Genomic DNA, 14,081 nt, shown 5'->3' on the forward strand with positions numbered 1-14,081 from the left:
CTCGTGCGAGGTGGCGCTCACCAGCCGACCGCCAGGGCCAGCAGGAGAGCGACGAGACCGAAGAACCCGTAGCCGAGGTAGCGGTGCACGCTGCCGGGGGCCAGCCGGCGCGCGGCCCGGCCGAGGGCCAGGGCGGCGGCCAGGACGGGCCGGTAGAGGCGGTGCTCGATCCGGTCGGGGACGCTGCGCCGGAAACGCACGCGCTCCACGAGGTAGGCGGATTCGTGCACCGGGGTGACGTCGACGTCCTGTTCGGGTTCGAGGACGTCGTCGAAGACCCGTTGCAGGGGCTCGGCGAAGGACGTCGCCGTGTACGACATGCGGGGCGTGGGGGCGCCGCCTCCGCAGTCCCACAGCCGGGCGTTCGTGCGGCGCCCGCGGCGGGTGGTGAGGCGGATGAGGCCCGCGGCGGCCACGACGCCCCCGACCAGGGCGGCCGTCACCCACAGCGGGGACAGCGAGGCGGCGACCTGGTCCAGCCGCAGTTCCAGGCCGCCGCCCGCCAGGGGGCGGCCGCCGTGGAGCCCGGCCGCGGCGACCGCCCGCGACAGGCTGTTGCCCAGGGTGCCGGGGACGAGGGCGAGGGCCGTGCAGCCGATGGCGAGCAGGCCCATGCCGACGTGCATCAGCGGCGGGCTCTCCTCCGCGGACGCGGCCCGCGCGCTGCGGGGCCGGGCGAAGAAGCCGACGCCGAGGGCCTTGACGAACACGGCCGCCGCGAGCCCGGCCGACAGGGCGATGACGGCGACCGCGAGCGGCAGCACGATCGCCGTGGACACCCCGGGCACGGTCATGCCGTGGATCAGGGATTGCAGCAGCAGCCACTCGCTGAGGAAGCCGTTGCCCGGCGGGAGGGCGACCGCGGCCAGCGACGACACCGCGAAGAAGCCGGCCGTGGCCGGCATCCGCGCGCGCAGCCCGCCCATGCGGTCGAGGTCGCGCACGCCCGTGGCGCGCACCACGGAGCCGGCCGCGCAGAACAGCAGGGCCTTGAAGACGGCGTGGTTGGTGACGTGCAGCAGGGCCGCGGCCAGGGCGAGGGCCGCGGGGACGGGGTAGCCGGAGGAGGCGAAGAGGCCCGCCGCGCCGACGCCGATGAGGACCAGGCCGAGGTTCTCCGACGTCGAGTACGCGAGGAGGCGCTTGATGTCCGACGCCATGGCCGCCTGGAGGATGCCGTAGACGGCGGACAGGGCGCCCGTCGCCAGGACGAGCAGCCAGCCCCAGCGGGGTCCGCCGCCCAGCAGTTCGAAGTTCACGCGGATGATCCCGTACGCGCCCAGGTTCACCATCGCGGCGCTCATCAGCGCCGAGACGTTGCTGGGCGCCTCGGGGTGGGCCCGCGGCAGCCACGGGTGCAGCGGCACCATGCCGGCCTTCGACGCGAACGCGGCCGCGACGAGGAGGAAGACCGCGCCGCGGGCGCCCGGGGACATGCCGCTCGCCCCGGCGCGCAGCTGTGCGAAGGTCTCGCCGCCCGCGCCCGCCGCGAACAGGGCGAGGCCCGCCAGCAGGAGGACGAGGCCGAAGTGCGTCATCACCGCGTACCAGACGCCCGCCTCGCGGACGGCGGAGCGCTCGCGCTGGTCCGCCAGCACGAGGACGAGCGACGTGACCGCCATCGCCTCCCACAGCAGCAGGAACGACGACACCGAGGCGGCCGCCGGGACCAGGACCAGCGTCAGCGCGAAGACCGGCAGAGCCGCCTGCACACCGCGCGAGGCCGGGCCGCGCGGGCCGCGCCCCGACGCGTAGCCGATGCCGTACACGGCGACCGCGAGGACCACGGCGCCGGCCACGGCCATGAACAGGCCCGAGAGGGCGTCGACGGCCAAGTGCAGGCCGGCCAGCGGCAGCAGGCCCGGCAGGTACGCGGACCAGCGGGTGCCGCCCAGGGCCGCGACGCCGCCCGCGAGGCCCGCGCCGCCCAGGCCCGCCGTGCACAGGCCCACGGCGACGACCCGGATCCGGCCCGGCAGGAGCATGCCCGCCAGCACTCCGGCGCCGGCGAGGCCCGCGGCCACGACCGTCGCGGACTCGGCCGAGCTCATGCGGCCTGCCCTGCGGGGGTGCGGGTGCGGGTGGGGCCGGGAGTGCCTATCGACCGGCTCCCGGGCGCGGGTCTCGCGGCTCCCGCCGCCGGCCTACGGAGCGTGCCGTACGGGCTCACCGGCCGGTCACGACGCGCAGCGCCGCCACGATCCGCTCCGGCTCCGGCGGGCAGCCCGGCACCAGCAGATCCACGGGGACGACGTCGCCCGCCGCGCCCTCCACGCCGTGGCCGCCGGCGAACTCCCCGCAGCCGATCGCGCAGTCGCCCACGGCGACCACCAGGCGGGGGCGGGGCATCGCGGCGACGGTGCGGCGCAGCGGCTCGGCCATGTTGCGGGTGACGGCGCCGGTCACGAGGGCCACGTCGGCGTGGCGGGGCGAGGCCACCAGGCGGGCGCCGTAGCGTTCGGCGTCGTACACCGGGCCGAAGGCCGCCGCGATCTCGATCTCGCAGCCGTTGCAGGAGCCGGCGTCGATGCAGCGCACGTGGGCCGAGCCGGCGAGTTCCGCGGCGCCGGGCGGCGGGTCGCCGGCCGGGCGGGGCGGGGCGTCCTCGGCCACCCGGCCGGTCTCACGGATCTTGCGCAGCAGGCTCATGCGGGTTCCCTCACCTCGGCGTCGGCGTCCCTCACGAAGGTGTGGCGGCCGTCTCCCGCCGTCACAGCGCGGATTCGCGCCGAGAGACGGCCGCCGGTCGGAAGGGCCGCGACGGCCCGTGCGGACGGCGGTCGGTAGCCCGGTCTCCGGCGCCGCGCGGATTCCGCCGGCGCGGTGGTCCGGGCCCGCCGGCGCTCCGGGTGGGATCGTCGTACGGCCTTCGGCAGCCCCGTTTGCATGAGGACTGATCTGGCCGGGTCAACGCCCGTGCGGGCCCCGGGTCACGGGCGGACGGGCCGCGGCCCGCGTGTTGTGACAGGGCGGACAACTGGGACGGATGAGTCGAATCCCCTTGTCCCGCACGGCCGAAGTTTCGCGCGGACTTACGGGATGGGGAGCTCGGTAGGCATGGGGGCCTCGCCCCCATGAATCCGCCGCCGCGGCGGCCCGCCCCCACCGGGGTGACCGGCGGTGCCGTGCGCGCATCAGGCAGTTCGGCGCCGCCGGAAACCTCGCCAGTGGCTGATCGCCGTTGCGGCGGAAGATATGCACGGCCGCGGCCCGGGCTGCCCGCGCCGGGCACGGGGCCGCCCCCGACCCGCCCGGTCGGGTCAGCCGACCGGCTGGGGTGCCGGGCTCATACGGGGGTGGTGCGCGCCCTTCGCCGTGTGCAAGGCCAAGGCCGCCAACGCCTCCGGCGCGCCGGACTGGCCCCGGATGCCCGGGAAGGCGTTGACGTCCACGATCAAGGGCGTTCCGGCGACGTCCAGCAGGTCGACCCCGTACACGTCCAGGGCGAACGCCTCGCCGACGCGGCGGACGACGTCGAGCCAGCCCGCCGGAAGCCGGTCGGTGGGCAGGGACTCCGTGCCCGTGCCGGCGGGGGCGGCGAGTTCGGAGCGGCGCAGGCCGGCGAAGACGTGGTCGCCGACGACCCACAGCTTGTGGTCCCAGCCGTCGTTGGGGGTGAAGCGCTGCACGACGACGGGCTCGCCGCCCCACTCGGCGGCGAGCACGGCGAGCCGTACGGGGTCGTCGACCCGGGCCACCAGGTCGTCGCGGCGGCTGCGCCGGCTCTTGACCACGACGGGGTACGACAGGTCGCCGCGCGCGGCCAGCTCCGCGAGGGAGGCCTCGGTGGCGGTGGCGACGAAGGGGAGGCCCGCCGCCAGGGCCACCTCGGCCATGGCGGTCCGGTCCTGGACCAGCGCGGTCGAGCCAGCCGAGTTCAGCACGGGCGCGCCGCGCTCTTCGAGGCGGCGCGCGAAGGCGAGGGCGCGCGGGGTGCGCGTCTTGAGCAGGTAGACGTCGGCGAGCTCGCCGGCCGCGGGGTCGGCGGCGGTCGCGGGGTCCAGCGCGACCACGTCGTGGCGGGGCGTCAGGAGCGCCGTGGCGGCGGCGAGCAGCGGGTGGCCGGGGGACGGGGTGAGCAGGCCGATCCTCATGCGTCGCCGCCCGTGGCACCGCCGAGGGGCAGCGCGGCGGAGGCGTGGCCGGGGAGCGCGTCCGCCGCGGGCAGCGGGCGCTCGCCCCCCGCGTCGGCGAGCCGCAGGATCGCCCACGCCACGCGGGCGACCGCGTCGGGCACCTGGCGGAAGCTGGGGAAGTCGTTGACGTCGACGACGACCGGTCCGTCGGGCCCGAGGACGACGTCCACGCCGTACAGGTCGAGGCCGAAGACCTCGCCGACGCGCGCGGCGATCGCGGCCACCTCCGCGCCGAGCGGCACCTGCCGTTCGACGGCGGGCTGGTCGGGGTGGAGGGGCGAGCAGCGCTCGGTGGCGTAGAGCCGGCCGTCGACGCAGTACACCTTGAGGTCGGTGCCGGAGTTGGGCACGTAGGGCTGGGCGATCAGCATGCCGCCGTCGGGCCGCTCGTCCCGGGAGGCCGGGTCGGTGAGCCGGTCCGGGGAGGGCACGAGGCGCACGGCGCGGCCCGAGCTGCCGTCGGCGGGCTTGACGACGAGCGGGTAGGCGGCCTCGGGGACCTCCGCGAACTCCTCGATGCGCAGGGCCGCGTAGGTGACGGGCACGGGCAGGCCGTGCCGCTCGGCGGTCACGGCGGCCAGCACCTTGTCCCGCACGCCGCGGATGGCGCGGGCGTCGTTGACGGTGGTGAGGCCGGCCCCGGCCGCGGCTTCCAGCAGGGTGAGGCCGGGGCCGCCGGAGACGGTCTTGAGGACCCAGGCGTCGTGGCGGCCGGCGGCGACCGCGTCGGAGAGCCTGAGGAGCGAGCCGCCGGGCCTGAGCACGTCCACCCGGTGACCCCAGGACCTCAGTTGGCGGATGACGTCCACCGGCATGCCGTCGTGCCGGTACTGCTCCTCCACCAGGAAGCAGAGTCTCATTGGTGCATCCTCGTAATCCCCGGACATCCGCCGATCCCGTCCGGCAGAACTCATGACGGCTCAGGATGCCATGCGGGCAGGGCGGGGCATGACCAGGCCTGTCTCAATTCCGTAGCAACCCGGCCGGGCCCCGACCGTTTTTCTCCGGATACGACCGACTGATACCCCATCGGATACGGGCCGACCCCCGACGAACGACGGACGGGGGCGGCTGCAGCGGCGCTACGCACCCCGGGACTTCATTGGCCGATACACCGGCTTCGCCGCGGCCGGGGCGCGGCTCCGGTGCGGCCGGGGCCCTTGGGGGATCGCCCCGGGATCCCCTCGGAGTCCGCGGCAGTTCGGGCAGAGATAGATGCTTCAGTGCCGGTTAGGGCGGGAAAGATAGCTACAGCCTGAATTATGCGGGCGGCGGGGCGGACCGGCCGCACGCGCCCGCCGAACGGGATGACCGCCGATGCACGCGTATGCCGACCCCCACTCCCCCACCGCGACGGTCCCCATGGCCGCCGTCGACGCGGAGGGGACCGTCACCCTGTGGAGCCCCGCGGCCCGGCACCTGCTCGGCCACGCGCCCGGCGAGGTCATCGGGCGCCCCGCCGCCGCCCTCCTGGCCGCGCCCCTGCCGGGCCCGGCCCTGCGGGCGCTCACCCGTTCGGCGCCCTGGAGCGGCGTGCTCACGGCCCGTCACCGCGACGGCGGGGCGGTGCGCGTGACCGTACGGGCACATCCCTGTCCGGAGGGCGACGGCCGCGTGCAGTGGGTGCTCCTCGGGGCGGCGCCGGAGGCCGCCGGCGCCGCCGGGCCGGAGGCCGCGCCCGACGCGGTGCTCGCGGACGCGGCCCGCAAGGACGCGGCGCTCAAGGAGTGGGCGTACGTCCAGTCCCCCATCGCCACCGCCGTCTACGACCGCGACCTGCGGCTGACCGGCGCCAACGGCGAGATGCTGCGCCTGTCCGGCCGCCCCGAGGAGGCCATGCTGGGCCTGCAGCTGACCGAGATCTTCCCGGGCTCCCCCTTCGACGAGTTCGGCCGGCTCATGGCCCAGGTGCTGCGCACCGGGGAGGCGCTGCGCACGGACACCTTCTTCCGGGCGCCCGGGCAGTCCCGGGAGCGCGCCTGGGCGACGTTCTTCACTCCGCTCAAGGACGGCGACGGCCGCGTCCAGGGCGTGTCGATAGCGGCCCTGGACCGCACGGAGCCGCACCGCGCCCGCGAGCGCCTGGCCCTGGTCAATGACGCGGGCGCCCGCATCGGGACCACGCTGGACGTCGGGCGCACCGCCGAGGAGCTCGCGGACCTCACCGCGGGCGGCTTCGCCGACCTCGTCACCGTCGACCTGCTCGACGCCGTCCTGCACAGCGGCGACCCGGCCGCAGCGGCCCTCGACGGCGACCGGCAGGCGGACGGGGCCGTCCTGCGCCGGGCAGCCGCGCGCCCCGGCCTCCCCGCGGGGAGGCCGGGCCCCTTCTCGTACGCGCCGGATTCGCCGCCCGCCGAAGCCCTCGCGTCCGGCCGCGCCTCGCTGCACCGCGCGGACGCGGCGGCGATCGGGGCCTGGGCGGACGGCACCGGAGGAACCGTTCCTTCCGATCCTTCCGACGGCGCGCACTCCGTGCTCGTCGTCCCGCTCGGCGCCCGCGGCAGCACGCTCGGCGTCGCCCTGTTCGTCCGGCGGCCGGGCACCGAGCCGTTCGACGCGGACGACCTGCTGCTCGCCGAGGAGATCGCGGCGCGGGCCGGCGTGTGCGTCGACAACGCCCGCCGGTACGCCGCGGAGCGCTCCGTCGCCCTGACGCTCCAGCGCAGCCTGCTGCCGGGGCGGCTGCCCGAGCAGGCGGCGGTCGAGGTCACCTCGCGCTATCTGCCCGCGGGCGCGCAGGCGGGAGTCGGCGGGGACTGGTTCGACGTCATCCCCCTGTCCGGCGCCCGCGTGGCGCTCGTCGTCGGCGACGTCGTCGGCCACGGGCTCCACGCGTCGGCGGTCATGGGCCGCCTGCGGGCGGCCGTGCGCACCCTCGCCGACCTCGACCTGCCGCCCGACGAGCTGCTCACCCACCTCGACGACCTGGTGGTCCAGCTGGCCCAGGACGAGGCGGCGGAGCAGGTGCCGGGCGCCGTCCGGGAGACGGGCGCGACCTGCCTGTACGTCGTCTACGACCCGGTGTCGCGCTCCTGCGTCCTGGCGCGCGCGGGCCACCCGGCGCCGGTGCTCGTGACGCCCGGCGGCACGGCGCGCTTCCTCGACATCCCGGGCGGCCCGCCGCTGGGCCTGGGCGGGCTGCCCTTCGAGTCCACCGAGCTGCAACTGCCGGAGGGCAGCCTCCTCGCGCTGTACACCGACGGGCTGGTCGAGGGCCACGACCACGACATCGGCGCGGGCCTGGACGGGCTGCGCGCGGCGCTCTCGGGGCCCGCCGCGCCCCTGGAGCAGACCTGCGACGCCGTCCTGGACGCGCTCCTGCCGCGCAGGCCCGAGCGGCCCACGGACGACATCGCGCTGCTCCTGGCCCGTACGCGCGCGCTGGACGCCTCGCAGGTGCGCAGCTGGGACCTGCCGGCCGAGCGGTCGACGGTCGCCGACGCGCGCAAGTTCGCGTCCGAGCAGCTGACGGCCTGGGGGCTGGAGGAGCTGGGGTTCACCACCGAACTGGTCGTCAGCGAGCTCGTCACCAACGCCGTACGGCACGCCTACGCGCCCATCCGGCTGCGGCTCATCCGCGAGCGGGCCTCGCTGATCTGCGAGGTGTCGGACGCGAGCAGCACCTCGCCGCGGATGCGCCGGGCCCGGGTCACGGACGAGGGCGGCCGGGGCCTGCTGCTGGTGGCGCAGCTGACGGAGCGGTGGGGGACGCGGTTCACCCCGGACGGCAAGACGATCTGGGCCGAGCAGCCGCTGGCCGCGGCCGGCTGAGCGCCGGCGCGGCCCGCGGCCGGCGGCCCGTCAGCGTTCCTTCTGGCACACCTGCACTTTCGTCAGGTGAGCGGCGATGATGGGTCTCGCCATCCTGGCCGCCTCGCGCACCTCGGCGTTCTTGCCGCCCGAGATCTCGGCGTCGAGGAGTTCGAGGGCCTGGACGTGCCCGGCCTCCGCGGCCTTGAGCCAGAGCGTGTCGTACTCCCGTTGGTGCGCCTTCCTCCGCATGTCCCGCAGTGACTTGCGCTGCTCGGAGGTCTCGCGCGGCAGGGTGACCTTCAGGCGGCGCGCCAGTTCCCGGAGTTCCTTGTCCATCCGGGTGTGGTCCTTGACGAGGAGGTCGGCCGTCTTCTTGACGCACGGCATGACGGCGTTCTTCCCGGCGTCCTTGCCCATGGCGATCTCCGCCAGACCGGCCTGGTGGGCCGCCTTCAGGAAGGTGCTGTCGGTCTCCGCCTTCCGCTCCGTCCTCTTGCCCGGCTTCGCCCCGGGCTTCTTGCCCGGCTTCTTCGCCGGCTTCGTCTCCGCCGTGTCCTGCGACTTGCTTCCCGTCTCGTGCCCCTCGTCGCAGGCGAGCGCGGCGCCTGCCGGTGCCGTCGCCAGGACGAGGGCTGCCGCTGCGGCCGTGAACCGGTGTCCCATACGCATCCTGCACACTCCATTCGTTCGGTGACGCCCCCACGGGCTGATGCCTGCCCGGGGGCCGGGCGTGCCGCATCAGCCCGGCCGTCACTCCCCTCCAATGGAGCACCGGTCCGGGCCGGTGATCTGTCGGAGCGTCAGGTGCACCGGGTCCGGTCGGCCGGCAGCTTCCCTTCCAGGAGGAACTCGTCGACCTTCTCGTTGACGCAGTCGGCGTCCGACGAGCCGTAGACGCCGTGCCCGCCGCCCGCGTCGGTCATGGTCACCGCGGACGGGCCGAGGGCCCGGGCCATGCGGTGCAGCCACGCCACGGGGGTCGCGGGGTCGAACTCGGGGGTGTGCAGGAGGATCTTCGGGGCGCGGGGTGCCGCGACGTCGTGCGCGGCGTCGTCCCCGGCCTGCGGCCATCCGGTGCACACGGCCATGCCGGCGGCCAGGGCGGGGCCGAAGACCGGGGACGCCTCGACGAAGTCGTCGTAGGCGGCCGCGACCTGGTCGGCGGTGTAACGGCTCCTGGTGTCGGCGCAGTTGACCCCCGCCGTCGCGGCCCCGGCGCCGTCGCGGTCGCCGGAGTCCTTGCCGCCGGCGCGGGCGACGGCTTCCTGGGCCATGTGCGCGGCCTCCCCGGGCCGCAGCCGGTGGACGATGGCCGCGAGGAGGTTGGGCGCCTCGGGCAGGCCCACGCGGGAGCGCAGGAGGCCCATGGTCTGCGTGACGGCGGCCTCCCGGCCGAGGGTGCGGCCGCCCACCCACGGCAGCGGATGCTCGTCGAGGCGGTTGAAGGCCGCGGTGACGCTGTCCATGGCGCGGTCGGTGTCGGAGCCGAGGATGCAGTCCTCGTCGCCGCGCCGGGTGCAGATCTCCACCGCGTGGCGCAGGGCCTTCTGGTAGGCGGCGGTCCGGGCGAGGGCGTTCTTGCGCAGGTCGGGCGCCGGGTCGTCGACGCTGTCCATGACCATGCGGCCGACCTTGTGCGGGTAGCGGTGGGCGTAGGCGGCGCCGAGGCGGGTGCCGTGCGCGTAGCCGAGGTAGTTCAGCCTGTCCTCGCCGAGGGCGGCGCGCAGCACGTCCAGGTCGCGGGCGGCGTGGGCGGTGCCGAGGTACGGCAGGACGGCCCCCGTGCGCTCGGCGCAGTCCCGCAGGGCCTTGGCCCGGTCGTCGACGCGGTCGGCGAGTTCGGCGGCGGCGTCGGGGCCGTCCTCGTCGTCGTCCCGGCCGCGGGCGGCCGCCGGGAGGCCGCTGCCGGTGCCGCAGCGCGCCGGGGAGGCGGCGCCGGCGCCGCGCGCGTCGAAGGCGACGAGGTCGTAGCGGCCCGCGGCCTTGCTGAAGCCGTCCGGGCCGCGGGCGCCGAGCTGTCCGAGGCCGGACACGCCGGGCCCGCCGAAGCCGACGACGAGGGAGCCGAGGCGGTGGTCGCGGTCCGCGGCGCGGTAGCGCATGAGGGCGAGCCGCAGCTCGCCCTTGCCGGGGTCGTCGTAGGTGTAGGGGACGGTGAGGCGGGCGCACTCGGCCGTGCGGCCGGCGTCCCGCGTCTCGTCCCTGACCGTCCTGTCCTGCTCCCGGGAGCAGGGCTCCCAGGAGATCTCCTGGTCGTAATAGCGGGTCAGATCCGGCCGGGCGGCCGCCTCGTCACGGCTCGCGCAGCCGGTGAGACCGCATGCCAGCAGGGTGGCGGCGAGGGGGAGGCAGAGGGAGGGTGCGAGTACGGACCTCATGCCGCGGACGGTACTTGTCCCGCTAGCGTCCGGCGCCTCGTGCGGCTCGTCCGGGTGACGCGCGGCCCGGTCCACGGCGTGTCGCCGGGCCGAGCGCCGCTGCGGCGATCACGAGGAGCGCGGCGCCCAGCAGGACGGCGACGGCCCGGTGGGGCCCGGCCGCCCCGGAGAGGTGGAGGGCGAGGGTGACCAGGGCGATGCCGAGGGCGGTCCCGAGGCCGCGGACCATGTTGACCAGCCCGCCTCCGGTGCCCGAGGCGGAGGCCGGAATCGCCCCCATGACCAGGGCGTTGTTGGCGGGCGTGAAGGTGCCGAGGCCCAGGCCGAGGAGCGCGAGGAGCGGCACCAGCGGTACGGCGGTGAGCGGCAGGAAGAGCATCGCGGCCAGGGCGGCGGCCGCGACGGCCGCGCCCAGCAGGCACCGGGCCCGGTCGCCGAGGGCCGCGGGCAGGACGCGGTCCGCGCAGGTCGCCGCCAGCGCGAAGCCGGCCGGAAGGGCCGTCAGGACCAGTCCGGCGTGCAGCTCGGAGGAGCCGGCGCCGGTCAGCACGACCGGTACGAGCACGAGCGGGCCGAAGAGGACGAGGTAGGCGCCGAGCGCCCCGGCGAGCCCCGTGGCGACGGCCCGGCGCCGCAGCAGGGCCGGGTCGACCAGCGGGACGGCGGCCCGGCGCTCGCGCAGCGCGAAGCCCCGGGCGGTGGCCGCGGCGAGGGCGAAGAGGGCGGCGACGGCCCAGGCGGGCACGGACAGGCCGGAGAGCATGGACAGGCCCAGCAGCAGCGCGGTGGTCGAGACTGCCAGGAGCACCGGCCCGAGCCGGTCGGCTCCGGCCACGGGGCTGCGCGTACGGGTGCGGGGCAGGAGGTACTGGCCGGCGACGAGGGCGGCGACGCCGACGGGCACGTTGACCGCGAAGACCCAGCGCCAGCCGAGCCCGGCCACCAGGGCGCCGCCCACGGTCGGGCCGAGGGCGAGCCCGAGGGCCTGCGCCGCGGCCTGCACGCCGAGGGCGGCGCGCATCTTCTCGCGCGGGGCGCTGGTGGTCACCAGGGCCACGCTGTTGGCCTGCATCATCGCGGCCCCGGCGGCTTGCAGCACCCGGAACCCGACGAGGACGCCGAGGGACGGGGCGAGCGCGCAGGCGGCGGAGGCGAGGGTGAAGACCAGGAACCCGTAGAGGTAGAACAGCTTGCGCCCGTGGGCGTCCGCGAGCCGGCCCACCGGCACCAGCAGGGCGACGAGCGTGAGGAGGTAGGCCAGCGAGACCCACTCGACGGCGGCCAGCGAGGCGTGGAACTCGCTGCGCAGCCCGCCGTAGGCGAGGGTGACGATGCTCGCGTCGAGCTGGCCCATGAAGGCGCCGAAGCAGACCGCGGCCACGGCGAGCCGCCAGCCCCCGGGGCGCGTCCGTATGCGCTCGGGGCGGGCCCGCTCCTCGACCAGGGCCGAGGGCCACGACCGGGGGCGGCGGGGGTGCGGTGGCATGCCGCGAGGCTACACCGGCCGCGTCAGGGGTTCTCGGGCGCGCCGGGCGGGTGGCCGAGCGCCCGCAGCGCCTCCTCCAGGGCGTCGAACGTGGTGTCGATGAGCGCGCGGTGGCCGGGGGCGGCGTCGTCGGCGCGCTCGCCCGCGAGCAGCCGGGCCATGGTGGTGGCGACGACGGTGCGGTAGGCGGTGACGGTGAGCGCCGCGGTCAGCCGGGGCAGCGGGTCGCCGGGGCCGGCTCCGGTCGTCTCGGCGACGGCCTGCGCGAGGGCGTCCTCCAGCTCCTCGATGCCCTCGCGGACGCGGGCGCGCAGAGCGGGCGAGTCCAGGATGACGCGCCAGAACGCCGGGAAGGTGTCGCCCAGGCCGCCGAGGGGGTGACGCGCGTCGGCGAGTTCGAGGAAGAGGCGGCGGACGGGCGCGGCGGCGGTCTCGCCCCGGCGGCGTTCGCGGACGGCCCCGGTGAAGAGGTCGAGCGCCTCCGGGATCCGGTCGAGGTAGAGGTCCTCCTTGCGCGCGAAGTGGTTGAAGACCGTCATCGTCGAGACCTCGGCGGCCTCGGCGACCTCCGCGACGGTCACCTTGTCGAAGCCGCGGGCGGCGAAGAGCCGGGTGGCCACGGCGGAGATCCGCTGCCGGGTCTGCCGCTTCTTGCGTTCGCGCAGGGAGAGTCCGTCGTCGGGGGCGGGGCGGGAAGCCCGGGAGGAAGCCATGAAAAAATTATATCGACCAAAAACTTTTAGTCGCTATAGTCACCTCCATGGACTACGACGTTGTTGTGGCAGGAGCGGGCCCCGTCGGGCTGACGCTGGCGTGCGAGCTGCGGCTGGCGGGGGTGGACGTCCTCGTCGTCGAGCGGCTGGCCGAGGTCGACACCACCATCAAGGCGGGGGCCATCAACACGCCCTCCGCGGAGGCCTTCTACCGGCGCGGCCTGCTGCCGGCCCTCGCCGCGATCCAGCAGGAGAACCTCGACCGCATCAGCGGCTTCATGGCGCAGCGGCAAGGCGGCGGGGGCGGCCCCGTGAAGATGCCGCCCAAGTTCGCCGGGCACTTCGCCGGCATACCGCTGAGCGGCGACCTGCTGGACACCGGCGACCCCGCCTTCGCGGGCGCCGGCCCCGCCGGGGAGGTCGGCTTCATCCCCCAGGAGCCCCTGGAGCGCCTGCTCGGGGCGCGGGCCGCGGAGCTGGGCGCGGAAGTGCGCCGCGGCGTGGAGCTGACCGGCTTCGAGGCGGACGACGAGGGCGTCACCGTGCACGTGGGCGGCGGCGCGGTCCGCGCGGGCTGGCTGGTGGGCTGCGACGGCGGCCGCAGCACGGTCCGCAAGCTCGCCGGCTTCGCCTTCCCCGGCACCGACCCGTCCCTCACAGGGCACCAGGCGATGGTGACGATGGAGGGCGCCGAAGTCCTCGGCAAGGGCTGGAACCGTACGCCCACGGGCACCTACGCGCACGGGCCGTTCCCGGGGCGCATCCTCACCGTCGAGTTCGACGGGCCGCCCGCCGACCGCGACGCCCCCGTCACCGCCGCAGAGCTCCAGGCGGCCCTGCGCCACGTCTCCGGCACCGGCGTCACCGTCACCGCCGTGCACACCGCCACCCGCTTCACCGACAACGCCCGGCAGGCCGCCGCCTACCGCTCCGGGCGGGTGCTGCTCGCCGGTGACGCCGCGCACGTGCACTCGCCGTTCGGCGGCCAGGGGCTGAACCTCGGCGTCGGCGACGCGATGAACCTCGGCTGGAAGCTCGCCGCCACCGTACGGGGCTGGGCGCCCGAGGGCCTGCTGGACACGTACACCGCCGAGCGGCACCCCATCGGCGCGTGGGTGCTGGAGTGGACCCGGGCCCAAGTCGCGCTGATGCGGCCGGAGTCGCACGCGATGGCGCTGCGCGAGGTGGTGGCCGAGTTCGCGGACACCGTCGCCGGCACGACGTTCTTCACCAAGAAGATCGCCGGGGTGTGGCAGCGCTACGACTCCATGGCCGCGCCCGGCGACCACCCGCTCGTCGGCGGCAGCGCGCCGGACCTCGAACTGGCCGGCGGCGGCAGGCTCGCCGACCACCTCCACGGCGGGCGCGCCCTGCTCCTGGACCTCGCGGACGCCCCCGCGGTACGGGCCGCCGCCGAGGGGTACGGCGACCGGGTGACGGTGGTGACCGCCGCGGCCCCGGCACGCCCGGAGCTGGCGGGGCTGCTGGTCCGCCCGGACGGCTTCACGGCGTGGGCGGCGGACGCGGCGGCCCTGCCCGCGGCGACCGGTGCGCTCGGCGGCGCGCTCGCCCGGTGGTTCGGCGAGCGGGCTGCGACGACGGCCTGAGGCCG

At 76.2% G+C, this 14,081-nt stretch carries 10 protein-coding genes; 2 read left to right on the forward strand and 8 right to left on the reverse strand.

The genetic code is table 11. The annotated features are described in order from the left end of the window. Positions 1-17: 17 nt before the first annotated feature. The 4 genes from D7231_RS16800 to D7231_RS16815 all read right to left on the reverse strand — a co-directional run bounded on the left by D7231_RS16800 (position 18) and on the right by D7231_RS16815 (position 4,996). The gene (locus D7231_RS16800; RefSeq protein ID WP_120756264.1) at positions 18-2,051 is read right to left on the reverse strand and encodes a proton-conducting transporter transmembrane domain-containing protein; all 2,034 of its coding nucleotides are present in this window, start codon (positions 2,049-2,051) and stop codon (positions 18-20) included. Positions 2,052-2,166: 115 nt separating this feature from the next. Continuing rightward, entirely contained in the window at positions 2,167-2,649 is a 483-nt protein-coding gene (locus D7231_RS16805; protein WP_120756265.1) for an NADH-quinone oxidoreductase subunit B family protein, read from the reverse strand. A 611-nt stretch (positions 2,650-3,260) separates the two neighbouring features. Further along, positions 3,261-4,094: an ATP-grasp domain-containing protein gene (locus tag D7231_RS16810; RefSeq protein WP_120756266.1), complete on the reverse strand. Its 834-nt coding sequence runs from the start codon at positions 4,092-4,094 to the stop codon at positions 3,261-3,263. Beyond that, on the reverse strand, positions 4,091-4,996 hold the full coding sequence (locus D7231_RS16815; RefSeq protein ID WP_120756267.1) for an ATP-grasp domain-containing protein: 906 nt from the start codon (positions 4,994-4,996) through the stop codon (positions 4,091-4,093). Before D7231_RS16815 ends, D7231_RS16810 begins: the two co-directional genes overlap by 4 nt. A 457-nt stretch (positions 4,997-5,453) precedes the next feature. On the opposite strand from D7231_RS16815, the gene D7231_RS16820 reads away from it, so the two are divergent. Then, positions 5,454-7,910 carry a SpoIIE family protein phosphatase gene (locus D7231_RS16820; protein WP_241999760.1) on the forward strand — a complete coding sequence of 819 codons (2,457 nt, stop codon included), beginning with the start codon at positions 5,454-5,456 and terminating at the stop codon, positions 7,908-7,910. A 30-nt stretch (positions 7,911-7,940) separates the two neighbouring features. On the opposite strand, the gene D7231_RS16825 is transcribed toward D7231_RS16820, so the two are convergent. The 4 genes from D7231_RS16825 to D7231_RS16840 all read right to left on the reverse strand — a co-directional run bounded on the left by D7231_RS16825 (position 7,941) and on the right by D7231_RS16840 (position 12,469). Continuing rightward, complete coding sequence (locus D7231_RS16825) at positions 7,941-8,561, reverse strand: DUF4142 domain-containing protein (RefSeq protein WP_120756268.1); 621 nt, start codon at positions 8,559-8,561, stop codon at positions 7,941-7,943. 131 nt (positions 8,562-8,692) lie between these two features. After that, a complete protein-coding gene (locus D7231_RS16830) occupies positions 8,693-10,270 on the reverse strand; it encodes an alpha/beta hydrolase (protein ID WP_147449744.1) in 1,578 nt (525 codons plus the stop codon). A 22-nt stretch (positions 10,271-10,292) separates the two neighbouring features. Further along, entirely contained in the window at positions 10,293-11,756 is a 1,464-nt protein-coding gene (locus D7231_RS16835) for an MFS transporter (RefSeq protein WP_120756270.1), read from the reverse strand. A 23-nt stretch (positions 11,757-11,779) separates the two neighbouring features. After that, positions 11,780-12,469, reverse strand: coding sequence for a TetR/AcrR family transcriptional regulator (locus D7231_RS16840; protein WP_120756271.1), 690 nt, complete (start codon positions 12,467-12,469; stop codon positions 11,780-11,782). Between the two features lie 47 nt (positions 12,470-12,516). On the opposite strand from D7231_RS16840, the gene D7231_RS16845 reads away from it, so the two are divergent. Continuing rightward, the gene (locus tag D7231_RS16845) at positions 12,517-14,076 is read left to right on the forward strand and encodes an FAD-dependent monooxygenase (protein WP_120756272.1); all 1,560 of its coding nucleotides are present in this window, start codon (positions 12,517-12,519) and stop codon (positions 14,074-14,076) included. Positions 14,077-14,081: the final 5 nt, after the last annotated feature.

It is taken from the genome of Streptomyces klenkii, from assembly GCF_003626645.1.
Lineage (GTDB): Bacteria > Actinomycetota > Actinomycetes > Streptomycetales > Streptomycetaceae > Streptomyces > Streptomyces klenkii.